The sequence below is a fragment of the Chloroflexus islandicus genome (genome assembly GCF_001650695.1).
GTDB lineage: Bacteria > Chloroflexota > Chloroflexia > Chloroflexales > Chloroflexaceae > Chloroflexus > Chloroflexus islandicus.
This window is the reverse complement of sequence record NZ_LWQS01000049.1, coordinates 118327-142985: the sequence shown is the minus strand read 5'-3', so window position 1 is coordinate 142985 and position 24659 is coordinate 118327. Positions and strand designations below refer to the sequence as shown.

Below are 24659 nucleotides of genomic sequence, written 5' to 3'. Positions count from 1 at the left end.
TACGTGTTCTCGTTATACTTGACAGGAGCTTCCGGCATGACCCGGCGTTCTAGCGCTCGTTCCCGCGCCGTTAGCGAGGAGTTTGATCCGATCAGTGGCTTGTTGGCAATTGGGGTGATTTTGGGCAGTCTTTCCTTATCGCTCCCGTTCTTGTGGACGCTGACCGTGATGGTTGCCGGGATGACCATCGTCTTTTTCATCAACCGCTGGTTGCGCGAACAGCGCCTCCAGCGGTTGCGCCGCCAGCAGTTGCTCGATCTTTCGCCAAGCGAGTTCGAGCAGCGGGTTGCCCTCTTACTGGAAGATCTCGGCTGGAAGCAGGTCACGGTGCGCGGCGGCAGCGGCGATCGCGGCGTTGACATCACCGCCGAGCGCGATGGGTTACGCTTTATCATTCAATGCAAGCGCTACACTAAACCGGTCGGGCCAAACTACGTGCGCGATCTGGTCGGCGCGCTGCAAATTCAGCAAGCGGATCGCGCGATTTTGGTGGCAACCAGTGCATTTACCCGCCAATCACAGCTCGAAGCGCGCGGGCAGCGGGTTGAATTGTGGGACGACCGGATCCTCTTGCAACGCATCGACGAAGCGGAACGGCTACGGGCAGCGCAACAACCGCGCCGCAGCCAAGAGAGCACGCTCCTCTACGCCGGCGCGCTGGGCCTGAATCTGGTGCTGGCCGGATTTGCGCTCTTGTTTGGAGGACTGCCTATTAGCCACGCCGAAGCACAGATAGAGCAAGCCAGCTTCTTGGGTGTAACCGCCAATGCGCCAGCCTCCAACCCAATCGTAGCGGAGGCAGCGCCAGCGACCGCCACGCCGCGCCCTACTGCCACCCCACGCCCTACCCGCACCCCGCAACCGGCGGCTACGCCACAGCCAACACCAACACCGACGCCAATCTACCCAACCGCCACCGTCTTTAACGGCGGCAACGTGCGGGCCGAGCCAACCTTGAAAGGCACGGTGTTGGATCAGATTCACGCCTATGAAACCGTGTTCCTGCTTGGGCGGAGCGCCGATGGGGTCTGGATCCGGATCATCAACCCCCGCCAGCAAGAGGGGTGGGTGCATCGCACGCTGCTCACGCTCGATCCGGCGATCGAGGCGGCGTTGCCGGTGATCACTCCCGAGAGGCAGGGAGCGGGCAGATAGGGAAGCTACGAGGAGATTGAACATGCGCCGGATCAGATATCAGGTGGCTTGTAGTCTTGACGGGTATATTGCCGGGCCGCAAGGCGATACCGGTTGGATTCCGGCTGAGCCGGAGATTGATTTTGGCGCATGGTTTGCCGAATTCGACACCCTCTTGATGGGGCGCAAGACCTTTGCCGGCTTGCCGCTCACTGATCCGGAGTATGGCCAGTTGTACGCCGGGAAAGAGCTAGTCGTGGTTTCAACCACGCTCGCGGCGGCTGACCATCCGCACGTGACCATCATCAACGAGCTAAGCCGTCACACTATCGAATCGTTGCGCCAGCGTCCCGGCAAAGACATCTGGCTGTTTGGCGGCGGCGAACTGTTTCGCCATCTGTTGGCGTTGGATATGGTTGACACGATCGAGCTGGCCGTCGCGCCGGTGTTATTGGGTGGCGGCATTCCATTCCTGCCCGCACCGGGGCGATCACACCGGCTCACGCTCACCGAGCAACGCCGGTATGAACACTCAGGCATGGTCTGGCTGAGTTACCGGATTGAGCCGGCAGCGGCTCAAACAAATTGATTCTTTGGTTGTTAAAGTACAGGCGCAGCGAATAAACACTGGTATGGAGTGCGGCAGTTAAACTGCCGCACTCGATCGACATCACCACAACGCAAACACTTCGCTACCCACCACCATCACAAAGAGCAAGTTGAGCAAAATCCCGACCACCAGACTGATCGCGGCGAGCAAGAGCAGGTACATCGTGCGCCGGCGAATGAGACGGCGGAACTCGCCTTGCAACAACGCTTCGAGGGTTTGTTGTTGGGCGGCTAGCACCATCTCAACCGGCGTTCCTTCAGCTTCGGCTTGGGCCAGCGCAGCGGTGGCATCGATCAGCTCGCGGCAACGATAGCGACGGGCCACCTCGGCTAGCGCCGCAAAGGGGCGCATACGCTGCTCTTCACCGAGTTCGATCGCGGCGGCGACCACTTCGCGCATCGGCGCTTGGCGTGGTGCAGCCTGTGCGCAGTAACGGCGCAAGAGCATGCTCGGCGCTTCAAAACTGCCAAGGGCAACGCGGATAAAGCCAATCAACCCCGGCGTGAGCCGGCGCAGCTCTTGCTCCGTGCGTTCGCGGGTGCGGCGCGGCTGGCGCGGCCACACCAAGCCGAGCGCCAAATAGGCCGCCAGCGCCAAACCGAGCCAGATCGGGCCGCCACTGAGCGCCGCGCCCGCACACAGTAATGCCAAGGCCGTGCCGCCGGTCTGGCCGATGATCAGCCGTTGCCGTTCGTTGAATGACGGCGTGGCAATGGGTTTCCCGCGCAACACCACGCCAAGCGCGGCCAGCAGCGCGCCGCACAGCGCGGCCAGCAAGGCCGGCGCAGCGGGAGTAGTTAGGATATGAGGCATCATTATGCTCCTTTCAAGAACGTTGTGCGTATCAGGTTGGTCAGTTCTCACCGCCGGCTCTGTTTCTGCCAGCCGGAGACTCAAGGGCAGACCAAATACATGGCGCAGATGTAGTTGATGGCTTTGAGATATGCCGGTTCACCCTAACCACCGGCCCCCTCTCCCACCGAACGATTCAAGGGCGGACAGAACATTTGACCCGGAACCCGGCCCTTCAGGGCCGGGCTAGGATTACAAGCCCGCTGCGCGGGCTGCTCCTCACCCCCAGCCCCTCTCCCACCGAACGATTCAAGGGCGGACAGAACATTTGACCCGGAACCCGGCCCTGAAGGGCCGGGCTAGGATTACGAAGCCCGCTGCGCGGGCTGCTGGCCCTCACCCCCAGCCCCGCTCCCACCGAACGATTCAAGGGCAGGCAGAACATTTGCCCCGGAACCCGGCCCTGAAGGGCCGGGCTAGGATTACGAAGCCCGCTGCGCGGGCTGCTGGCCCTCACCCCCAGCCCCGCTCCCACCGAACGATTCAAGGGCAGGCAGAACATTTGCCCCGGAACCCGGCCCTGAAGGGCCGGGCTAGGATTACGAAGCCCGCTGCGCGGGCTGCTCCTCACCCCCAACCCCTCTCCCACCGAACGATTCAAGGGCAGGCAGAACATTTGCCCCGGAACCCGGCCCTGAAGGGCCGGGCTAGGATTACGAAGCCCGCTGCGCGGGCTGCTCCTCACCCCCAGCCCCTCTCCCACTGGCGCGGGTTCAAGGGCGGACAGAACGTATGAGCACAGATTTGGTTGAAGGCTTTGCGATGCATCGTTCACCCTCACCCCCAGCCCCGCTCCCACCGAACGATTCAAGGGCAGGCAGAACATTTGCCCCGGAACCCGGCCCTGAAGGGCCGGGCTAGGATTACAAGCCCGCTGCGCGGGCTGATGCCCCCACCCCTTGCCCCTCCCCCGCTGGGGGAGGGGTGATGGGGAGCGCAAAGTCTAACATTGAGGCATCGTACAGCGATCAACGCTTTTACCCAACCACATGTTCTGTCCAACTCTCAAGCCGGAGATGGGTGTTGCAGCGTGCCATTGTCGAGTGCGGCTGTTGGACTGCCGCTTTGGGTCGCGCACTGTGATCCAACCCAGACCACGCGGCAGTTGAACTGCCGCACTCCATAATGTGCTCGCTAGCGCACTCTAATACTCGACATCCTCCACTCGCGAGAACCAGATGCCGCCAGCGATCGGGGCCAGCAGCGCCAAACCGACAATAACCGCAAAGACCATCCCCAGCGGAGTGCTGTAGGCAATACGCACCCGTTCCCATTGGGTTGCGATCAAGTAGACGGCCATCAGTACACCGGCCCCGCCGACGGCTAAGCCGCTATAACGCATTTGGGCTAGCTCAGTGAGCGCCTCTTCACGGCGGCGTTCCGAGGCTTGCAAGGCAGCGTAGGCGGCAGCGCAGCGGCGGGCTTGCAGGTCTTGCGGTTGGTCGGCAGCAACAGCGAGGTGGTTGAGCAGGGTAGCATGGCGGGCCGCCGAAGTTTGTGTGGCCAGCGCCGCGATCACTTGACGCATGGTGGCAATGCTGCCATCGGCCAACGGTGCGCCTTGTTGCCGGATCAGCCACGACCATTCGCTCTGCAACGGGCCGGCATTTATATCGGCAAGCAACCGCTCGAACGCAGTGCGCAGACCCAAACCGCCGCCAAGCAGGGCACTGAGCCGGCCAATCGCCGGGGTCAGTTCTCGTTCGAGTTGTTGGTTATAACGTTGCGCAGCCAACGTAAAACCAACCCGCACCGCGAGCGCAGCCGCAGCCGGCGCTGCCGCCAACCCCAACCAGAGCGAACCGATGAAACCTAGCGCCGCGCTCACGAAGGCCGCTGCCCCGGCAGCGATGAGCAGCGCCGTTGCCGGCCTCAGCAGGGTTGGCCGCCACACTAAGGCCGGATCCAGCGCCGCCGGCGATCGACGCTGGGCCAGCCGGGCCAACCAGCGCGCCAAAGGTTGGCGCAAGACGAAGGTTGCCGTCAGCGTGATCAGTGCGGCGAGCAGCGCCGGCGCTACTCGTAGCAGCCACGCCGTTTCGGGATGGGTGATTGTTTCCATAGAGCTGAACCCTTTCACGTGCCTTAATTCATATACACCTGCTGTTGCCAGCCAGCAGATGGCTTCCCTGTTCACAGGAGATTACTTCGGGCTAGCTAGCCATTGCGTTGCACTCCACCTAGCCCTCGCAATGTCATCAGACACCGCACCTTTAGGCGCTACGCACCTTGCGCCTTCAGCGCCGCTTCGCGCATACGCAATGCGGCGGCCACCGGTGTCAAGGCTGCTGCCCCGACTTCACCACTGGCAACGAGCGCACTGAGGGCAGCGTAACGTGCGCGCAGCAAGGCCAGCGCCGTCTCGTCGCTGAGGCGCGCCGGTTCGAGGTTGGCCAGCAGATCGAGCGCGTCGCGAGTGCGGCCCTGCGCCAATGCTTGCTCAGCGCGGTTAATGGCCACACCGGCCTCGTGATCGGCGCGCTGGCCGGCAGCGATCGCCGCTGCCAACGCCGGCCAGCCGCCGGCTGGCGCAAACGCAGCATACCGTTCAAGATTGGCGCTCAGTTCGCCATACAGCGTCGCTGCAATCTCCCATCGCCGCGCGGCCAAGACCGTACTGATCTGCTCATACGCGGCGCGGGCCGCCTCCGCCGCTTGTTGCTGCCGCTCCGGATCGATAGCGAGCGCCTGCCGGGCCGCGTGCGCCAACCGCTCGTCGTTGCGCTCGGCCCATGCCCGCCGCAAGATGGCCAGCGCGCGCTCGGACGCACCGGCTTGGCGGGCCAACGCAGCTTGAGCCAACGCTTCATCAACCACGGCCCGGCTGCTCGCCACGGCGCGGGGGCGCTCGGCTAGCTTGAGCAGCGCCAGCCGGTGCGCCAGCATCTCCGGCGTCTGATCAGCGCCGTGCCAGACCAACCGATCGCCATCGGCGCGAGCCGCGCAATGCCAGCGCACCCCTTCAGCGGTTGGTTCAACCCACGCCAAGCGGATCAGTCGTGGCCGCAAGCCAGAGACCGTCTCGTCACAGCCATCGAGCAATGCCACCTCATCGATATATCGGCGTCCCGCTGTGCGGCTGAGATGGATCACGACGTTGAAGTTGTCACAGATGTCTTCCAGCGCATTGGCGCGCCGGCCCTCATAGAGGTAGGCTCCCGGCATCGCGGCGCAGTCGGCCAACCGGCTCACGGCGCGCAAGGCGGTGCGCGCGTGAATCGTGGTGACTACCGCATGGCCGCTGACAGCGACGGCCAAAATCGCACCGGCTTCGGCTGCGCGCGTCTCACCCGGCGCCACCAGCGAGGGCGTCTGGCGCAAGACTTCCCGCGCTGCTCGCCCAAAGGCCAACGGATCGAGGCTGGTCTGCACTAATTCGCGCGTCCATGCTGCATGGCGAACATTGATTTCAAGCGTGTTGTCTTCGATCGTGATCACGTGCGGTTCACCCGGCCATGAGTTGACGATCGCTTCTAAAAGCGCCGTCTTGCCGCAGCCGGTCTCACCCGCGATCAAAAACGAGCAACGGGCGCGCACCAGCAATTGCAGCAACGCAAACAAGGGTTCATCACACGCGCCGCGGCGCAGAATATCGGCCAGCGTCCACGCCGCGCGACGACCGCGCCGGATACAGATCAGCGCAGTGTCGTCAGGCGTACACGGCGGGATGGTCACATGCATACGGGTGCCGTGCGCGAGCGGCAAGGTATCTTGTGGACGGCTGCGGTCGAGCGGCACCGCCAGCCGCGATGCCAGCACCAAGGCGCGATCAAGCGCTTGTCGCGGCGAGCTAAAGCGTTCCGGCGCAAGGGTAAAGTCAGCCCCCTCTTCTTGCACCATAATGCGGTCGCCAATAATCTTGACCTCTTGGATCCGCTCGTCATCGAGATAGGGTTGGGCTGGCCCCCAACCGATCGTATCGTGAAAGAGGCGGAGCAGGCTAGCATCGTCGGTGGGCAAGCCGGCCAACGGCCCACCGCGTTCGGTTTGGGTACCGATGGCAACCCGCAGCACGCGCAGCACCGCCGGGTCACGCTCGGCAGCCGGTGCTACCGGGTCGAGCAGATCGGGCGGCAGCTCGGCGAGCAGCAGATCGCGCGCCGCTTGCAACGCCGCCGCCGCCGGATCGACCGTTGCCTGCTGCTGTGGCATCAAATCGGCCAACCCACCCTCTTCCAGCACCGTGAGAGGCCGGTACGCAGGATGCATGTATCTCCTCCATGACAGCTTATAGTGGTTCGTAAGTGGCTAACCAAACCCCGCGGCTCAGGTCATGACGAGGGCGGGTAGGCACCCAGCAATGGTGGGAGCCTCCTGCCCGAAGCGATCCCCCGCCGAAAGCGAATAGCATACCGGAAAGGGATCAGCACAACGGGCCATCAAGCGCATGCGTATCGCGTTGGGAACGTTGCGGTTGGCTAGTTGCTTGATCGCAGGGTGTTGATCATTCCGCCCCGCGCAATGCTCGGCATACACGTCGCCCACCACACCGCTCCAACATCACGACAACGCTGGCGCAGCAGCACGCTGGCCCAACATCTGTTCGCTCAACCGCGCCCACCAACCCACTCGCGGCAACGGCAAGCGTGGTTTCAGGCCGGCATGGGCGCACAACGCCTCAACCACCTGATGGGTAGCGCGGGCAAACCGGCTTTGCGGGCCGAGGTCGAGCATCGAGACGTAGCCATCGTGTTCATCAGCGAGACTGGCGAGGCGCGGTTCGCGCGGCAAGATGCCAAGGTTGCCGATCCGCGGGTAGCGACGGGCAAAGAGATCAGCCACCATACCGACCGTCACTGTCACCCCGCGCTCTGGCTCCATAAAGAGCAGTGAGCAGCGTTCGAGTCGCTCCGGGGCCAATTCGGTAAAGTGTTCGAGCATGTGACCGACACCCATGCGCTCGCGGGCGCCGGGCGGGGTGGGCAAGACGACGCTGCCGCCGGCTTGCAAGACGTGGGTCGCATAAGGCCGGCGCAGATAGTCGGGCGGGGTGTCAATTAACACCACATCGTACCCTTCCAGCGCTACAATTCCCTGATACAACCCTTGCCAATCGGGCAGGCGCAGATCATTCTCGGCCCGCGCCACCGCATGCGAACCGATCAGCAGGTCGATCCGGCCCCAGCCTTGTTGATTGGCACGGGTGTGTTCAGGTTGAAAGATGAAGGGCTGGATGCCAGCCGGATTCCAATATGACGGCCCGCGCTGCACAAGATGGAGGTACGACGGGGCGCTGGCCGGGACGCGAAACGCCGGCACCAAACCGGGATTTGAGATATCGCTATCCCACACCAGCACATCAAGTCCGCGCCGGCGCAACCCTTCGGCCAACACGCAGGTCGCGAAGGTCTTGCCAATGCCGCCTTTCGCGGCGCCAATCGCGATCACCGGTAGACGTTGCGCGCCACTTCCGCGCCGCCGGCCAAGTTGTGCGCCGATCCAATCGGCCAGCGCCACCGGATTGCGTTCAGCAGTCGCCGGTAAACCGGCAGCCAGCGCATCGGGCAACGCTGCCCGCGCTGGGCCGGCCAACCCCAACATCACCCGCGTCCCCACCTGTTGGGCGCGAGCGGCCAGATCCCACAGATCGGCCAGCGGCGTCCCGCGACTATCGTCGAGGAAGATGGCGTCGGGCGGGCGCGTACCGGCCAGCAACCGCTGCACCTGATCGATCCGCGATGGCGCCAATACGGCCACGTCGCGCAATTGCTCGACTTCGGCCTGCAAGCCTTCGATTGCGCTAAAGATGATGAGTTCCATCGGGGTTGCTCCTTTTGAGAATTGATAAACCACAATCGTTACGGGCGGTTGGAGGGTCATAGCGACGCCATGACCAAAGGCACAGCGGCGCTGTGCCGCTACAACCGTCCCGCTCCCCAACCAGCATTGACGTAGCCGGCCCGCGCTAACCGTTCGCTGGCGCGGTCGTAACGGAAGAGCGGGTTGGTCGGGAAGGGATCGCCGCTCTGGCCTTGCGCCCCTTGCGGCAACACCTCTTCGACAGCCAGCACACCGCGCTTCCCGTGAGGAGTGCGCCCAATCAGCACCACCAGCAGATTCACCACATCAGAGGTAATCAGACCGCGCACAATCTGCGCTGCCGCTTGCCCGGCGCCGGTCGTCTCATGGGCCAAGCCAATCAACGCCATCCGCTCCAGATTGCGTAACGCACCCTGCACAGTCGCCGCGTGGATGGTGCCCAAGCCGGGGTGGCCGGTCGCGGCGGCTTGCAACATCGCCATTGCCTCGCCGCCGCGCACTTCGCCGACGATGATGTAGTTGGGCTTCTGGCGCAAAGCAAACGTGACCGCCCGGCTAAAGCCGCCAGCCTCAGCCGGCGCTTCAATATGCAAACTGTTCGCACTCCGTGGCAGTTCGCCGCCGTCTTCGATCACTACCAGCCGCATCCGTGCCCCGATTGCTTGGCTGAGCGCCGCCGCTAGCGTCGTCTTGCCGCTACCGGTTGGCCCAGCGATCAAGACCGAGGCGCCGCCATTGAGCGCAGCCAGCAACAGATCGCTCGCCTCGCGGCTGATCACGTTGCTCTGCACCAGATCGTCGAGCGTCGCCCAACGTTCGGGCAACAGCCGGATCGCAAGGCTAGGACCGGCTGGAGAGGCCCGCCGATTCGTGAGCGCATAGCGCAAGCCATCCACCACGCCTTGGGCAAACGCCGGCACATCGACAAGGCCATCATGGCTGCGCTGCACCAGTTGGCGTTGCGTCCAATCAATCCACGCCGGATGGACCATCACGCCGGTGTTGACCATCATGCCGCGTTGGACAACGAAGAAGGGCGAGTCGAGCGGGCCGTTGAAGAGAATGTCTGAGACAGCGTGTTCCGGATCGCGCCAGATTTCGAGCGGGCCGTACCACGCCACCTCGTGCCAGCGGATCGCGCCATCAAAACCAAGTCGCGCAAAGGCTTCCGCTGGTGGCAAATGCCAGCAATCACGCAAACGTCCGCTGCGCAGCAGCATGCGCAACTCATCGGCGATAGCGGCGCCGGTAGTTGGCAAGGAAGCCGGCGTCTGCGTCAAAGTGTCCCAACCGCTCTGCATCATTGAAACTCCTTCCGTGTTTCGGTCATGTTTGGCCGCACTTCGTCATTTGTTTGGGACGGGCAGTCACTCCGCAACCCCACTCCAGCTCGGTGTGGGACGGTTAGCGGCAGACTGCCGCGATCCCAGCACATTGCCCCCTCGTATTCGCCGATACCTATTTATCGCCTTCAGCCGGCGCAACCGGTGCAGTCAACTCGCTCACCGTAAACTGGCCAATGTCAAGCCGTTCGAGCGCAGGCAAGGTCGGCGCGTCGCTGCTGTAGCGTTCGCCCCACAGCGGCAGGCCGGCGGCTTGCAAAGCCCAGATCGCATGCGACTGGTACGGGGTCAATTCGAGATAGGCCACTTGCGCTTCGGTATCGACATAGAGCACGCGCGCACCACTGAGCAGGCGGCACGCATACGGACGCGGCGGCAAGGGCGATGCCGGCGGCTGCACCGTTGGCGCACGGCCCTCGGCGGCGCTGCGCGTCTGATCGCACACATCAGGCGAACCATTGGGATCGTTAAAGCCGATATTGACCCGATCGTGATGGGTGAGCGGGCCGATGGTTTCGGTGCTGAACGGCACTGGCACCATCCCCGCCGTCAAGGCCTCGCCATTCGGATAGACCGGCTGGGCCGGCGGGCGCTCTGTGAACATCGACGGTTGCAATAGATCGTTAGCGGCGAGATTGCGGGTCGCATACTGGCCAACCGCGAGCGATGGCGCGCTGATCCCCGCCAGTTGGGCCGGACGATGGCGCGGCAGCAGTACCACCGCCAGATCATCGGCGCTGAGCTGCTGGCCATAGGTTACATCGCGCGCCAGAATGACGACCGGTTCGCTGCTCCCAGCTTCCAGAAAAGCCAGAACAGTGAACACCGCAGTGATAATCAAACCGAGACCGATCAAGATCGCCGGGAGCGGATTCGCGCGGCGACGGGTGAGCGCCTGATTGAGCGTGCCAAGAGCGGACATGCAAATTCTCCTTTCGATGCAAGTTACGGTTGGCCCAAACGATCGATGGTGTCAGCCGCGCGGATGCGAGGGCGTACTTCGCCTAAGCCGAACAAGCCGCGCAGAGTTGGTTGTAATTCGGCGCAGAGCAGCGGCGTTGGACTGGCTACACCGGCGCACGCGCCGCCTTGCGGTAAGACGGTCCAGCGCGCAGCAGCCGCCAGCGCAGCCGGATCAATCCCGGTCAATTGCGTCGCTTGCATATTGGCCAGCAGAAATTGATGCGCCACGTTGACAATATCCGCGCACTGGCTGGGAGCGTGAATGGTCACGGCTTGGCATGTGCGGTTGCCGCGCAGCGCCTGTCCATTGCGCGCCAAAGCGGCATACTCGATCTGCTGCACCGCCGAGCGGGTGGCCTGCTGGAGCGCATCTTCCATTACTGCCACCGCCAACCAGAGATTGGCTAACTCGATCACCACCATCACAAAGAGCACCAACACCGGCAACATCAATGCCAGTAGCGGCAAGGCTTGACCCGAACGGCGACAGTGCATACGGGCCTCCTACTGCTGATCACGCTCGGCAGCGCGAGTGGCGCGGGCACGCACCACGATCTCGTCGCCAAAGGGCAACAGGGCGACTGGTACCCATAGCGCAGCGCGGTAGCGGACCTCAACGGTGATCGGGTCATACCGGCGGCACGGCTGGCGCGGGCACGAGATCACCACTTCACTGGCCGTTGGCTCAATCCCAAGGCTGCCAGTCAAGGCTTGGCGCGCCGCAGTTTCAGTAACGGTGCGATTGCCGCCGGTCAGCGCGGCCTGATGCGCCGCTGCACGAGCCGCTTGGCTGACGGCATAGTGGGTCAGCAGTATCTGGCCGACCGAGAAGAGACCGACGACCAAGGTCAACAAGATCGGCAAAGCTAGCGCCATCTCGATGAGGGTTTGGCCGCGCCGGTGAGCTTGTCGCATCACGCAAATCCTTTCGCTACATCTTGTTCAGACCGAGAATTGCGAACGAAGCGGTGAGGTTAATGGCACGATCCTCCTTTCTCTACACCACCGCTTGAAACGAGCATGCCTGCGTGCTCATCACCATCGGGTGGTGAACGGTTCCGTGAGCGTTTGGTTTTCATCAGATGGGTTGATTGGCGGCAGGCAGCGCCAGCGTTGCCTGCCGCAAACGGATGGCCAATTAATTGCCCGGCGCAACAAGCGAGCGCGGCGCCAGCAGCGTGATTTCGATCTGGCCGGTCACAAGCTGGCGCGCCGGATTGGGCAGCGGGGCCACCGGCACCGGCGGTAGCGGCCCCCCGCCGATGCTGCCCGGTGCTTGATTGACAATCTGCACTTCCAGCTCGATCTGGATCGTGAGCCGGGCGCGATCGAGCACGTCAGCCGTGTAGAGGTAAACATCAGGGCGCATCGCTGGCGCCGGCGGGCGACTCCAGTAGAGATGGAGCTGATCATCGAGATCGCGTTCGCGCAGCACGCTGGCACTGAGCTGGTCACGGCTCTGCCCGCCGAGATAGCGATAGATACAGCCGGTCAGCAGTTGCGAGGTGAGGAGCGGGTGCGCTCCCGGACGGCAACCGGCCATTCCGCGACTATCAGCGGCGCGCGGATCGAAGCGTTGCCCACCCACAGCAACCTCGACCAAACTCCAACCCACGACGCGCGCTTGGTAGGCATACGGCCACGGCAACGGCTCATCGGCAAAGGTCAGATTTGCCAATTGCGGGGTCAGATCGAGCACTTCACCCGCCGGCCACGCAATCGCCGCGCCATTCGAGAGGTAAATGCCATTCGTCTGGTTCGCGTCATTCGCCGCCGGATCAAGTGTTGAGCGAATTGCCACCCGCAAATCACCACTCGCTGCGCCGATGGTAGAGGGTGGCGGCACCACATTAATCGTGAGTGCGGCGACGTTATCAACCGGATCATCCGCCGGCGTGCTGGTCGAGATGCGAGCCGTCGCCGGCAAGACCGCGCCGGCAGGCACACTCGTCTGCACCACGACCTCGATACTGCCAGCAACTTGCGGGTTCAGCGTCCCCAGATTCCAGCGCAGCCTGCGACCGGTTTGGCTGGTAGGCAAACGGCTGGCCCCCACTAGTTGCACGTCAGCCGGCAGCTCTAGTTCAAGCGTCGTATTGGCGGCGGCGCGAGTCTGGGCAGGCCGGCGGCGATACAGATTGCCATAGTCAATCGTGTAGGCAAACACACTGCCCTGCCCGACAATGCTGGCAGGCGCGCGCAACTGCACGAACGGGTTGGGACGCACGATCGTTACCGTGGCGCTGGCCGTGTTGTCAGCCTGATACGCAGGCAGTTCGGGGGTAGTCGTCGCAATCGTGGCCTGCGCCGCCAATTGATCGACCGCGATCGTCGCCGGCAGCGTGAGACCGATCCGCAACTCGCCGCTCGCCGCCGGCAGCACATCACCGAGGACACAAGTTAGCTGATAGCCATTGCGCTGGCACATTGGCGGCAAGGTGGTGATCGTTGCTGCGCTCGGCGCATCCACCGTAACTGTCACCGCACGGGCCATTCCATTGCCAAGGTTGCGGTAGCCAACCACCAGCTCAGTCGCTTCACCCGCGGCTGCCGGCGCCGGCGCAAAGACGAGACTGACCGCCGGGTTGGGACGCACATGGGCCGTGCTTGCCGTCGCCGTATTGTCCGCCGGCGAGTCACCGGCAGTCGTGGTCGTGACGCTGGCCCGGTTATCGAGCCGGTCGGCTGCGGTGGGTCGTGGTTTCGTCTGTACGCTAATAATGACTTCTTCATTCGGTGCAATGCTGCTGATCGTGCAGCGCAAGGTATGCTGCGCCCCTTCGTAGCGGCATGTGCCCGCCGGTGCGCGCAGGATGCTGGTAACATCCACCTGCGCCGGCAACGGATCGGCGATCGTCACATTGACCGCCGGTGCGCTGCCACGATTCACCACCCGCAGGGTGTACAACAGTGCATCACCGCTCAGAACAGCCGCCGGCGCTGATTTGCTGATACTGAGTTCAGCGCGTGTTAAGCGCGTCTGCTGGCTGGCGCTATTGTTGGCCGGATTAGAGTCAGCCGGATTAGAGCTAATCGTTGCGGTAGCGGTCACGGTTTGGCTCAGATTGGCGCCAATCGCAGCCGGCGCGCGCACACGCACCGCAATCGTACCGGTAGTGTTTGGTTCGAGACGGGCAAACTGCCAGATCAATGTCGAACCACTCTGGTTGGGCGCACGGCTGGCGCTGAGGAAGGTTGCGCCAGATGGCAGCCCCATCCGCACCGTAACATTGGCTGCGGCAACGTTGCCGGTGTTGCGGTAGGTTACGGTGTAAACCAACTCATCACCGACGACCGCTTCAGCCATTCCACTCAACGCAATGCTGAGATCGGTCTGAGGTTGGCTCACCAACCCAACATCAATATCAGACCGGATCACGCCATAGCTAAGGACAACCACTGCGCTCGTGCCTGTCTGTTCATCAACATCGCTATCACGCTGGGGATTGCCACCGCGGCCAAATGGCGCAAAGGCATACCCTTGCGTACCTGCTACGACCACCCGATACTGGCCGGGTTCGAGATTGGCGAAGGTATAGCGCCCCTGCCCATCGCTCACCGCCACCCGTGGGTACGCGTTTATCGCCGGCGCCGAACCGGGCAAGCGTTCGAGCCGGAGCGATACGCCGGCGATACCGGGTTCGTTGTTGTCTTGCACGCCATTGCGATTGAGATCGTGCCACACCCGATCACCGAGCGCCGCCGGTTGAAATTGGCGGGTCAGGCCAATATCGACGTGACGAACTGTCTCTTCGCGCAATGGCAACGGCATTGCAGCACCGGTGATACCACTCCCGGCATGCCGGCCAGCAAACTCAACCACGCCAAAAACCGGATGGGCATCGCTATCGCGGCTGTCATCGGCGCCGGCATTCACCGGCGCGTAGACCATGCCGGCTAACGGACGGCCAGCGGCAAATTCGCTGAGCGCCACGCGCAGGTGCAGCGCGCGGTTGGGCGGCACGGCAATCGTATAGCTGCCATCAGCCGCAGTCACCACCTGCCCCAATATCGTCGAACGTGCAGGATCAACCACTTCAAGGCGAATCCCGTTTAGCGACGCTTCACCCGCCTCGCGCACGCCATTGCCGTTTACATCGTGCCAAAGCTGGCCACGAAGCAAGGCATAGGTGCAGAGCAATTCGAGATCGCCGAGGCCGGGTGCTTTACTTGTACCCGACGGAATCAGCGTCAGTGAGGCTTGCCGATTTCGTTCAGGCAGATGGTAAATCCCTAGACCAGACGATCCAGTGCCAAAGAGACTGGTCGTGACGACGAGATCTCCTGATGGTGCGGGTATACTCACAATCCCACCCATGTGGTTTTCCACATGAGGAGGCGGAGCGTTGTCAAACACTACTCGGTTGTCGTTAACCCAATCCGTAGAATGGGCACGGAATAAGAAGTTCGGATCAGACTCTTTCACATGATCGTATGGACGATCGTTGAGTTCAAGCTGCCATTGATCATTGTTTAAGCGATAACTGAGCGTATCACCTTGACTGATCGCAATAAATTGTCTTGATGGTGGATTTTTGAAAAACGTAATATCGCCAGTTCGATCGCGAAAACCGAGCCGCATCGCTTGCCCATCAGGGCTAAACTCGATATCAACCAAAAATGGTTGTGGATAATAGATGTGGCTATTGCTATGAATCGGCAACATACGTGAAAAATCATTACTCCATGGGTACCATCCTTGGAAGGTCGCATTAGGATAAAGTCGCTTAAGCGCTTGGTCGAACAATGTTCCGCTCAAGCGGCTATTGAGATCTGCGGATGTGAGTGACTGGATGAGAACGTGGCGCCACGTGCCAGTAGCAATATTCCACTCTAAAACATGCGCAGATGGTGCATTGATATTGGTAAGACCCACGAATAATCGAGGTGATTCGTCTTTATGTAGAAGAGGAGCAAATTCGAGCGCAAAGGGGCGAAGGAATTGTTGGGTTGGAATATTAGCAGAGACAGTTTGCAACGGAATCGCAATGGGATCTAGTCGTATCGGCATCGCCTGTGAAATATCGTAGCGCTCGATCTGGCGCGCAGCGAGATTTACAATGTATAACGTCGTGCCATCAAGACTAATCTCCATATCACCTAAACCAGCCTGTCCCACATCGTTCAGAATGGCATCGTCAGCCGAATTGTCATTCGATCGGTCATCACCCGCGTCAGGAACGGTAAACGATGAATGCCATTGCCCATCATCAAACCGGTACTCATACACTCCTCCCGGCCCTAACGGGCCAAAACTCGTAAAGCGACGGGTAAATGCTGCTGCAAACACACGTCGCACCCCACTGATTGACCCATCATCGTAGGCGAGACCATACACCGATCCGATCCCACTATTGACAGCTATCCGATGCTTTGTTCCGCCGGTCGTTGTCCCGATTGGCGCTAGCGCTTGTTTCATCCCGCTCAAGGTGACGCGCACGAGCGCCGGATCATTGGCGGAAACGGGTGCAAAGATGGTATCGGCAAAACAGGTGGTTGCCAACGAAAGATCGCCATCTAAACAGGCTACCGCGCTAGCAAAACCGGCATTGCTGGTCTGAGCGGTAATTGGCGACGGTGGTAGAGGAGGGATGACTGTCACGAGAAAGATGATTGCCAGAGCAATGAACCAGCGTTGCGGTTGGTAGGTGACAGGGTACATACGTCGTGCGCCTCCGTCATCGGTTTTGAGCACGCCTTCACCCTAGGCGGCGCGTTATGCGCCACCCGGCGAAGGCCGTATCGAAGGTCTAGACCGGCTATTTAGCGATCAATTAGAGGGATGTAAAGGTTGTAGGTTTGCGCAAACGTGGCGAACTGGACGGGAGCAATGGCTTGACTGTTACCGGCGCGATCAAACAATTTGACGTGCAACGCCGCAGCCTGATCAGGGATCGCTCCCACGCTAACATTGATCTGAAAGGGGATGCCATCTGTAGTAAGAAACGCTGATTCGGTTGATCGAACTTCCTCTGCATTCAGGGTATGAAAGACCGGATCGCCGATGGCCGCTCCATCACTATTGAGAAACTGCCATTCGATAGCCCATGGCAATGGTGCATAAACATCGCTGAACTGGCCGGTAATGGTAAGCTGGGCAGGCTGGTCCATACTTTGAATCGCTGCCCGCGTATTTGCCAATGTTGGCGGAGTGACATCGCGCACAAGGGTAAAGTCTTGAAGGGAGGTATTGCGCATCTTATCTTGGATGAAAAACTGGACTCGCATTTCTCCTTCTTGCAGCGGGATTTGGTAGGCATACAATGGCGCCGTCTGATCGGGTGGGGTGATGACCAGATTGTGGGACATTCCGCCAATAGACAGACGCCCCCGCTGAAGTCCAGAACAGTCCTGCTGATCGATGACCTGTACCACCAAACTATCTTGGTTAGTGTAGCCGTTCATCGCCTGTTCCGGCCATAATACGTTTATCAAAACGTCGACTTCTTTATCAATCGTGAAAGGAGTGCTTAGCGTAATAATGTCACCACTCAGATCACGTAGCTCGGCGTAGAAAGTATGGTGTTGGCACACTGGATTGCCAGTATCTGGCGGGGAAGTCACATAGCGATAATAAGCGCCGCTAAAGGGGTGGAGTGATTGCCACTCTGCTTCGTCAGTAGGCGGTTCATTCCATTGCCAGCGTATTTCATAATGAGATGCTGGCAAGCTTGGGAAATATACAAATACACTACCGGTCACATCGGTGATCAATTGCATTTGAATTGGGTCTGATTGCGCGGTCACGGGTTGGGCAATTGGCGCAATCAGTCCAATCAAGCCGGCGAAGACGAACAAGATGAAAGAGTGACGGCTGAATGGCATCGTTATTCTCCTCGCATCAACTTAACGAGTCAACACATACCGCGCGACATCACGGCCCAAGCTCATGCCTTGCATGCCATCCATAAACCAATGCACCCCGCCGATGATGCGTGAGCGGGTGGCATCAGCGGCACGCTCGACAATCAGATCTTTGTGGTGCGGAAAGGTGACCATCAGCAAATTGGCTGCCGCCGAACTGAAAGCGGCATGGCCCGACGGGTACGAAGGATGGGGCGGGGTGGGCAACACCGGCTGCCATGCTGGCTCAACCTCAGCCATCCATTGCTCGGGACGCTGAAAGCCGTACAGGTATTTGTTGTACCAGCACGCGACGGCAGTGTCGTGCATGGCAACGCCGAGATGGGCAAGGAGCGACGCCGTTTGCATTTCATTGAGTTTGTTGACCAACGCCATCGTGATCGCCGTCTCAAACCAGAGGCCGGGAGGGGTGACGGTACCCACATCGGCGTGCCAATACCACGCCAGTTCGCGATGTTCATCGGTCAACACCTGCTGCCCCGCCCGAAAGGCGGTGCGTTCGCGCTCCATCTCTTCACTATCCCACGCTGGCGGCGGCGGTAACACAATGGCATCGCCGGCGGGCAAGGCTATAGTCTTGACCGTGCCCCAATGAGGATCAAGCGGGAGTTTTTTCGTGTTCCATCCACCACTAGCCGGCAAAACAATCTCGCGCACCGCATCGCTGCCGTCCTGCTGCGCCCACGCGACCACCTCGTGGCCCACCGCTTGCCCAATCTGGAAGCTGCGCGCGAGCTGCTCCGGCGGAACCGGATCGCGCAGCCATAGCCCATGCCAGCGCGACACGTAGACATACCCCTCAATGATCTCGTTGTGTTGGGGATGGAGATAGCGCAACACCGGCCACATCGCACCAGCGAGCAGCGCAGTGTTATCAACCGGCTGCTCACGTGCGGCTTCTTGCCCAATCTGTAACGCATCGTTGAGCGCGACCGATACGAGCATCAATTCACGGGCAGCCCGATTGGGCGGTAGCCCGTCGCGGGCAATGAACTTGAGCGTGGTCTTGAGCCATTCGACGGCAAATTTGTGTGCGGTATTCGTTGGCGGCGCCGGCGGCAAGTCGGCAAACTCTGCGTTTGCGGCGGCAGCCAATACCGCACTCGAATCGGTCACTAACCAGAGCCGTGGCTGCAATGGGCTAACCAGCCTGCCACTCGCCACAGGGGCTTGGGTAGGCGCCGGCACGGGCCGGGATGGTTCAGGGGCACTGGCCATCGGCGCAGCGCAGGCGGTCAGGACGAAGAGTAAGACGAACAGGTGGACGAATCGCATGCGACACCTCAGCGGTACAAAAAAGTGTGCTCATATATGAAACCGCGCGAGATGCCAAAAGGATTCGCAGAAATTGTGAGCAATTTTTGAATGTCTCACCCTGCGGTGGACGAGCAGCGTTTGGCGGCTCAGCGCAGAGGTGGCGCTGCACGCGCCAGAGGGTGCCGTCTGCGCGCTGTCGTAACAGCGCCATTGCCGATTGAGAAGACCCAAAAGCCCCTCGCTCAATTGATGAGCGAGGGGCTTATCAGCGTATACGCTTCGACAAGGGTTACGAGGCGCTTTCCACGAGCGGCAACTGGCGCGCTTCGCCGGCGAGCAGCGTCTGCGCCGCTGCTGCCACAAAGCCATAGAAGAGCGGATGCGGCTTACCCGGACGGGACTGGAATTCGGGGTGAAACTGGCTGGCAACGTACCATGGATGGTCACGCAGTTCGATAATCTCAACCAGTCGCTTGTCGGGCGAGACACCGCTAATCACGAGCCCAGCCGCCTCTAAAATGGCGCGATAGCGGTTATTGAATTCAAAGCGATGGCGGTGGCGTTCTTCCACCCGATCACAGCCATACGCCGCATAAGCGCGCGTGCCCGGCACGAGATCGCAGGGATAGAGACCAAGCCGCATTGTGCCGCCCTTTTCGGTAATATCGCGCTGATCGGGCATCAGATCGATTACGGGATGGGCGGTTTGCGGGTTGAATTCGGTGCTGTTGACATCGTGGGTGCCGAGCACGTGCCGGGCAAACGCAATCGTCGCGCACTGCATGCCCAAACACAAGCCAAGGTATGGGATCCCGTTCACCCGCGCATAGTCGGCGGCGGCAATCTTGCCTTCGATCCCGCGCTCGCCAAACCCTCCGGGCACCAGAATGCCATAGACGCCTGACAATAAACGGGCAGGCCCTTCGCGCTCGACATCTTCAGCGGCCACCCAGCGGATATCTACGTCGATCGACTGCTCAAGCCCGGCGTGATGCAAGGCTTCAACCACGCTGATATAGGCATCGTGCAATTCGACGTACTTACCGACCAAGGCAATCGGCAACCGGCGCTTCTCTTGCCGGATGCGCGCCACCAGCGCCCGCCATTCGTCGAGATCGGGGGCCGCCGCCGGCAATCCCAACCGTTCGACGAGATACTCACCCAAACCCATATCTTCGAGCACCAGCGGCACTTCGTAGATCGAATCAACGGTTGGCACCGGGATCACCGCACGCACATCAACATCGGCGAAGAAGGCGATCTTCTCGCGAATATCGTCATCAATCGGGCGATCGGCCCGGCAGAGAATGACATCGGCGCTGATACCCACGTTACGCAGCGCCATCACCGAATGCTGGGTCGGCTTGGTCTTCAGTTCGCCAGTGCTGATGTGGGGCAACAATGTCACATGAATATAGAGAATATTGTCACGCCCAACGTCCTTGCGCATCTGGCGGATAGCCTCAAGGAAGGGCAGGCTTTCGATATCGCCAACGGTGCCACCAATTTCGACAATAACCACATCGGCTTGGCTGCTGCGGGCCAACGCACCGATGCGCGCCTTGATCTCGTTGGTGATATGCGGAATCACCTGAATCGTGCCACCCAGATAATCGCCGCGCCGCTCTTTGGCGATGACCGCTGAATAGATCTGGCCGGTGGTAACATTGCTCAACCGGCTCAGATTGACATCAATAAAGCGCTCGTAGTGGCCGAGGTCAAGGTCGGTCTCAGCACCATCGGCCGTCACAAACACCTCACCGTGCTGGTACGGCGACATCGTACCGGGATCGACGTTGAGGTAGGGGTCAAGCTTCATAACCGAAACGGTGAAGCCGCGGCTCTTGAGCAGGCGGCCAATCGAAGCTACGCCAATCCCCTTGCCAACCGAAGAGACCACCCCGCCAGTCACAAAAATGTACTTCGTCATAGAGGACTGCTCCCTGCATAAAGATTTGTGGGTCGGTCAACCTTCGGTTGAACCGACCCACGCTGGCGCTCGCTTGCACTGTGCCAAAGCGGATTGCATGCCACACAATCGCTGTTTACCGGATAATACGTACTATGATGAGCGGCATGTATTTGCCGCACGTTTACACTTCAATTTTTCAGTATACCACATGTAAGACGCATGAATGGTCAACTATGAGCCGGGCGCAAGATGACAATCCGGGTCTGCTCCTCATCGGCGGGCAGGGCATTCGCATTAATCACCAGCTTTTCTTCAGGGGTATATTCTTTCATCCCCATTTCGCTCACAAACTTTTCGAGCGGCGCGAGCGGCGGGTTAAAATCGGTCTGCCCCATCGCGTAATGCATCGGGATCACAAAACGCGGTTCGATCTGGCTGATGACATTGCTGGCCGTCGCCGGCCCGATCGTCTCGCCGCCGCCGACCGGCACAAACAACACATCGACATTCGAGCCAATCTCTTCGAGCTGGCTTGTGGTCAATTCGTGACCAAGATCGCCGAGATGGCAGAAGACCAGATCATCGAGATGGATAATATACACGGTATTGAAGCCGCGTTCAGCACCCTTTACCGTGTCATGGAAGGTGCGCACGCCGGTAATCAGCACCCCGCCAATCTCATACTCGCCGGGGCCATCAACCACAAAGACGCGATCGCGCAACGGACGCACCGCCGCCACATTGTCGTGGTCGGGATGGTGATGGCTAACGGTGACGATCGTCGCGGTTGGCCGGCCGAGATCGAAACCGATCGAGCGATGGTAAGGATCGCAGACAATGGTGCCATCGCGACCGCGCAAACGAAAACAGGCATGACCAAGATATTGCACTTCAGCCATAATCAAATCCTTAGCTTGTTTGGCTATGGCGCCGAGCGATGAACAGCGGCGCGCTCATTGCTTGAAATGGAAAAGGCATTTGCCGAACACAACGCCCGCTGCCATACCCACCATCATACCCGGCAAGCGGGTGTCTGTCCAATAGCGTAGATAGCGTTTTGGGAAGACGATCCGCCGTTGTCATCCATTTCCCTTCCCCATCTTCCCACCTGCAAGCGAAAGAAGCGAGACTCTGCGCATCCTCCTAGCCGAAACGGATGCTACCACAACCAAATTCACCATAAGAAGCTATCCATAGACAGGGTATAACCGTTCGCCAAACGCCATTCGCGACAAGAGACGCTGCTGCGAGCCACCCACGCGCTGGTGCTACACCTGCGGGCGAGCCGCCCGCGCTCCGGTGCTACACCTGCGGGCGAGCCGCCCACGCTCCGGTGCTACACCTGCGGGCGAGCCGCCCGCGCTCCGGTGCTACACCTGCGGGCGAGCCGCCCACGCGCTGGTGCTGCCCCCGCGGGCGAGCCGCCCGCGCTCCAGTGTTACGACGGCGGATTGTCGTGTTTGGGCCAGACGAAATCACACCTTGCGCAACAATCTTGGCCCATGCTAACGTTAAGACATTGATCATCGGTCATTTTACCAATCTGGCCCATCCGCCTCCGGATGCAATTCACGCCAAAGGCGAGCAAGAATGGGCCGGATCAGATCGGCAGCAAATCCGCGGCGCAGCAGATAGCCGCCGAACCGGCGTTGAAACGCGGCCCAATCGGCAACCCTCGCATAGCGCGGCAACACAGCGCGCGCAACCGCCTCGGCCCGTTCACGCTCATTTGTACCATCATCTTCCGCTGCCAATGCCTCATCGATGATCGCCGGCGCAATCCCCTTGTGGCGCAATTCGGCCCGCAAGGCGCGATCGCCGCGGGGACGCAAAGCGCGCCGGTTAGCGACCCAACGACTAGCAAATTCAGCGTCATTGAGCAGACCTAATTCGTGCAGCCGGGCAATCACGCGCGCGCACGTCGCCTCATCAAACCCTTTGCGCTGCAAATATCGCTGCACTTCGGCAGTCGAACGCGGTCGCCGCTCAAGCTGCTGCAACGCTTTCTGCAACGCTTGATCGGCCTGCTCGCTGGCCACGAGGCGTTCCCACGCCGCCTCATCAAGCTGCACGCCTACTGCCAAACGCTCGCGCACCAGCGTATTGAGGCTAATACCTAGCGCAAACTCACCGTCAATGAAGACATTGACGCGCTGTGGATCGTTGCTTTGTTGGCGTAGAGCGGTGATTGTACCGGCAGGCATAGCTCTCGTCTCAACACTACGCGCGGAGGAGTGGCTGGCATTGGCTAACTTGCTCAGACCGTCATTCTTACGCTTGCGCCCTGCTTACGAGGTTCAAGGACAGACAGAACCCATGAGCGCAGATGTGATTGATGGCGTTGAGATGCGCTGGTTTGCCCTCACCCCTAGCCCTTCTCCCACTGGCGTTCAAGGGCGGACAGACCCTCTGATCCAGCACCCGGCCCGGAAGGGCCGGGCTTGGGGTACGAAGCCCGCTGCCCGGGGCTGCTAGCCCTTATCCCTAGCCCTTCTCCCACTGGCGTTTACGGGCGGACAGACCCTCTGATCCAGCACCCGGCCCGGAAGGGCCGGGCTTGGGGTACGAAGCCCGCTGCCCGGGGCTGCTAGCCCTTATCCCTAGCCCTTCTCCCACTGGCGCGGGAGAGGGGAGCACAGCACCGAGCTTTACGGCATCACACAGCGATCAACGGTGATGATCGACTACACGTTCTGCTAGTCCCTCAAGCTTGCAGGGCGAAGGGTACGGCGACGTTATTGCACGAGTGATCACCCGCGACAACACCATCCAGAACGCCTGCCGTACACATCGCCCCCGGCCCACCCCGGAACCGGCGGCATGAGCCAACACATGGGTGCTGCCAGCTTGCACCGGCAGCACCCGGCAGTGTATAACGCAGGCGTTACTCTTCAAAGATGCTGTCATCGTCGCCGACATCGGCGCTCGGCGCGATCACCGACGGATTGGTCAACGCTTGCGCTTTGATCAAGCGTTCGATCTCGTCGGTCAGGGCCGGATTGTTCTTGAGGAACTCGCGTACATTTTCGCGCCCTTGGCCGAGCCGATCTTCACCGAGATAGAACCACGCGCCGCTCTTGCGGATGATGCCCAACTCGGTGCCGATGTCGATGATATTGCCTTCGCGCGAGATACCCTCGTTGGCCAGAATATCGAATTCGGCCTGCCGGAAGGGCGGCGCGACCTTGTTCTTGATCACCTTCACCCGCACGCGCGAACCGATCGCCTCTTGCCCTTGCTTGAGCGTCTCGATCCGCCGGATGTCAAGCCGCACCGAGGCGTAGAACTTGAGCGCCTGCCCGCCGGTGGTCGTTTCCGGCGAACCGAACATCACGCCGATCTTCATGCGCAACTGGTTAATAAAGATAACGACCGTGCGGCTTTTGCTAATCGCGCCGGACAACTTGCGCAGCGCTTGGCTCATCAGGCGGGCTTGCATGCCGGGCATCGAATCGCCCATATCGCCTTCGATTTCGGCTCGCGGCACCAACGCGGCAACCGAGTCGATAACGATCACGTCGATCGCATTCGAGCGCACCAGCATTTCACAGATCTCAAGCGCCTGCTCACCAGTGTCGGGCTGGGATACCAGCAGATCATTGGTATTGACACCGCACCGCGCCGCGTAGACGGGGTCAAAGGCGTGTTCGGCGTCAATAAAGGCGCAGACGCCACCCATCTTCTGCGCTTCGGCGATGATGTGTTGGGCCAGCGTGGTTTTACCGCTGCTCTCAGGGCCAAAAATCTCGATCACGCGCCCGCGCGGTACGCCGCCGATGCCCAGCGCAATGTCGAGGGCAATCGAACCGGTGGGAATGGCTTCGATGGCCAGCCGGTTCCCTAATTCCCCCATCTTCATGATGGAGCCTTTGCCAAACTTGCGATCGATCTGCGACATCGCCGCCGCGAGCGCTTTTTCTTTCTCCGGGGTGATTGCCATCGCGGGCGCTCCTCCATTATTCGT

At 60.7% G+C, this 24659-nt stretch carries 17 protein-coding genes; 2 read left to right on the top strand and 15 right to left on the bottom strand.

The window, feature by feature from the left end:
• The first annotated feature begins 36 nt into the window (after positions 1–36).
• The gene (locus A6A03_RS20845) at positions 37–1155 is read left to right on the top strand and encodes a restriction endonuclease (RefSeq protein ID WP_066786711.1); all 1119 of its coding nucleotides are present in this window, start codon (positions 37–39) and stop codon (positions 1153–1155) included.
• 22 nt (positions 1156–1177) lie between these two features.
• The gene (locus A6A03_RS09095) at positions 1178–1723 is read left to right on the top strand and encodes a dihydrofolate reductase family protein (protein WP_066786708.1); all 546 of its coding nucleotides are present in this window, start codon (positions 1178–1180) and stop codon (positions 1721–1723) included.
• Positions 1724–1804: 81 nt separating this feature from the next.
• Here the strand turns inward: A6A03_RS09095 and A6A03_RS09090 are convergent, their stop codons facing one another.
• The 15 genes from A6A03_RS09090 to recA all read right to left on the bottom strand — a co-directional run bounded on the left by A6A03_RS09090 (position 1805) and on the right by recA (position 24635).
• The gene (locus tag A6A03_RS09090) at positions 1805–2560 is read right to left on the bottom strand and encodes a hypothetical protein (RefSeq protein WP_245668923.1); all 756 of its coding nucleotides are present in this window, start codon (positions 2558–2560) and stop codon (positions 1805–1807) included.
• A gap of 1180 nt (positions 2561–3740) precedes the next feature.
• Positions 3741–4658, bottom strand: a complete 918-nt coding sequence (locus A6A03_RS09085; RefSeq protein ID WP_066786702.1) for a hypothetical protein — start codon at positions 4656–4658, stop codon at positions 3741–3743.
• 158 nt (positions 4659–4816) lie between these two features.
• A complete protein-coding gene (locus tag A6A03_RS09080; RefSeq protein ID WP_066786700.1) occupies positions 4817–6805 on the bottom strand; it encodes an ATPase, T2SS/T4P/T4SS family in 1989 nt (662 codons plus the stop codon).
• Between the two features lie 291 nt (positions 6806–7096).
• The gene (locus tag A6A03_RS09075) at positions 7097–8356 is read right to left on the bottom strand and encodes a ParA family protein (protein WP_066786697.1); all 1260 of its coding nucleotides are present in this window, start codon (positions 8354–8356) and stop codon (positions 7097–7099) included.
• Positions 8357–8454: 98 nt separating this feature from the next.
• Positions 8455–9660, bottom strand: coding sequence for an ATPase, T2SS/T4P/T4SS family (locus A6A03_RS09070; protein WP_245668922.1), 1206 nt, complete (start codon positions 9658–9660; stop codon positions 8455–8457).
• A gap of 154 nt (positions 9661–9814) precedes the next feature.
• Positions 9815–10621 (bottom strand): SAF domain-containing protein, encoded by an 807-nt coding sequence (locus A6A03_RS09065; RefSeq protein WP_066786692.1) that lies wholly within the window; start codon positions 10619–10621, stop codon positions 9815–9817.
• Between the two features lie 23 nt (positions 10622–10644).
• Positions 10645–11157, bottom strand: a complete 513-nt coding sequence (locus tag A6A03_RS09060; protein WP_066786690.1) for a hypothetical protein — start codon at positions 11155–11157, stop codon at positions 10645–10647.
• Positions 11158–11166: 9 nt separating this feature from the next.
• A complete protein-coding gene (locus tag A6A03_RS09055) occupies positions 11167–11577 on the bottom strand; it encodes a TadE/TadG family type IV pilus assembly protein (protein ID WP_066786688.1) in 411 nt (136 codons plus the stop codon).
• A 223-nt stretch (positions 11578–11800) separates the two neighbouring features.
• Positions 11801–16324 carry an SdrD B-like domain-containing protein gene (locus tag A6A03_RS09050; RefSeq protein WP_066786685.1) on the bottom strand — a complete coding sequence of 1508 codons (4524 nt, stop codon included), beginning with the start codon at positions 16322–16324 and terminating at the stop codon, positions 11801–11803.
• Positions 16325–16425: 101 nt separating this feature from the next.
• The gene (locus A6A03_RS09045) at positions 16426–17487 is read right to left on the bottom strand and encodes a hypothetical protein (protein WP_066786683.1); all 1062 of its coding nucleotides are present in this window, start codon (positions 17485–17487) and stop codon (positions 16426–16428) included.
• Between the two features lie 21 nt (positions 17488–17508).
• Positions 17509–18801, bottom strand: a complete 1293-nt coding sequence (locus A6A03_RS09040; RefSeq protein WP_066786680.1) for a vanadium-dependent haloperoxidase — start codon at positions 18799–18801, stop codon at positions 17509–17511.
• A 271-nt stretch (positions 18802–19072) separates the two neighbouring features.
• Positions 19073–20713, bottom strand: a complete 1641-nt coding sequence (locus A6A03_RS09035; protein ID WP_066786677.1) for a CTP synthase — start codon at positions 20711–20713, stop codon at positions 19073–19075.
• 209 nt (positions 20714–20922) lie between these two features.
• A complete protein-coding gene (locus tag A6A03_RS09030; RefSeq protein ID WP_066786673.1) occupies positions 20923–21594 on the bottom strand; it encodes an MBL fold metallo-hydrolase in 672 nt (223 codons plus the stop codon).
• Between the two features lie 636 nt (positions 21595–22230).
• Positions 22231–22899 carry a regulatory protein RecX gene (locus A6A03_RS09025; protein WP_066786670.1) on the bottom strand — a complete coding sequence of 223 codons (669 nt, stop codon included), beginning with the start codon at positions 22897–22899 and terminating at the stop codon, positions 22231–22233.
• Positions 22900–23579: 680 nt separating this feature from the next.
• Positions 23580–24635 carry a recombinase RecA gene (recA, locus tag A6A03_RS09020; protein WP_066786667.1) on the bottom strand — a complete coding sequence of 352 codons (1056 nt, stop codon included), beginning with the start codon at positions 24633–24635 and terminating at the stop codon, positions 23580–23582.
• Positions 24636–24659: the final 24 nt, after the last annotated feature.

Bases quoted from the DNA above. Each gene is read 5' to 3' on its own strand.
- A6A03_RS09045 (WP_066786683.1), bottom strand. From the start codon at position 17,487: ATGCCATTCAGCCGTCACTCTTTCATCTTGTTCGTCTTCGCCGGCTTG.
- A6A03_RS09040 (WP_066786680.1), bottom strand. From the start codon at position 18,801: ATGCGATTCGTCCACCTGTTCGTCTTACTCTTCGTCCTGACCGCCTGC.
- A6A03_RS09090 (WP_245668923.1), bottom strand. From the start codon at position 2,560: ATGATGCCTCATATCCTAACTACTCCCGCTGCGCCGGCCTTGCTGGCC.
- A6A03_RS09055 (WP_066786688.1), bottom strand. From the start codon at position 11,577: ATGCGACAAGCTCACCGGCGCGGCCAAACCCTCATCGAGATGGCGCTA.
- A6A03_RS09065 (WP_066786692.1), bottom strand. From the start codon at position 10,621: ATGTCCGCTCTTGGCACGCTCAATCAGGCGCTCACCCGTCGCCGCGCG.
- A6A03_RS09085 (WP_066786702.1), bottom strand. From the start codon at position 4,658: ATGGAAACAATCACCCATCCCGAAACGGCGTGGCTGCTACGAGTAGCG.
- A6A03_RS09030 (WP_066786673.1), bottom strand. From the start codon at position 21,594: ATGGCTGAAGTGCAATATCTTGGTCATGCCTGTTTTCGTTTGCGCGGT.
- recA (WP_066786667.1), bottom strand. From the start codon at position 24,635: ATGGCAATCACCCCGGAGAAAGAAAAAGCGCTCGCGGCGGCGATGTCG.
- A6A03_RS09095 (WP_066786708.1), top strand. From the start codon at position 1,178: ATGCGCCGGATCAGATATCAGGTGGCTTGTAGTCTTGACGGGTATATT.
- A6A03_RS09050 (WP_066786685.1), bottom strand. From the start codon at position 16,324: ATGTACCCTGTCACCTACCAACCGCAACGCTGGTTCATTGCTCTGGCA.
- A6A03_RS09075 (WP_066786697.1), bottom strand. From the start codon at position 8,356: ATGGAACTCATCATCTTTAGCGCAATCGAAGGCTTGCAGGCCGAAGTC.
- A6A03_RS09025 (WP_066786670.1), bottom strand. From the start codon at position 22,899: ATGCCTGCCGGTACAATCACCGCTCTACGCCAACAAAGCAACGATCCA.
- A6A03_RS09060 (WP_066786690.1), bottom strand. From the start codon at position 11,157: ATGCACTGTCGCCGTTCGGGTCAAGCCTTGCCGCTACTGGCATTGATG.
- A6A03_RS09070 (WP_245668922.1), bottom strand. From the start codon at position 9,660: ATGATGCAGAGCGGTTGGGACACTTTGACGCAGACGCCGGCTTCCTTG.
- A6A03_RS09080 (WP_066786700.1), bottom strand. From the start codon at position 6,805: ATGCATCCTGCGTACCGGCCTCTCACGGTGCTGGAAGAGGGTGGGTTG.
- A6A03_RS09035 (WP_066786677.1), bottom strand. From the start codon at position 20,713: ATGACGAAGTACATTTTTGTGACTGGCGGGGTGGTCTCTTCGGTTGGC.
- A6A03_RS20845 (WP_066786711.1), top strand. From the start codon at position 37: ATGACCCGGCGTTCTAGCGCTCGTTCCCGCGCCGTTAGCGAGGAGTTT.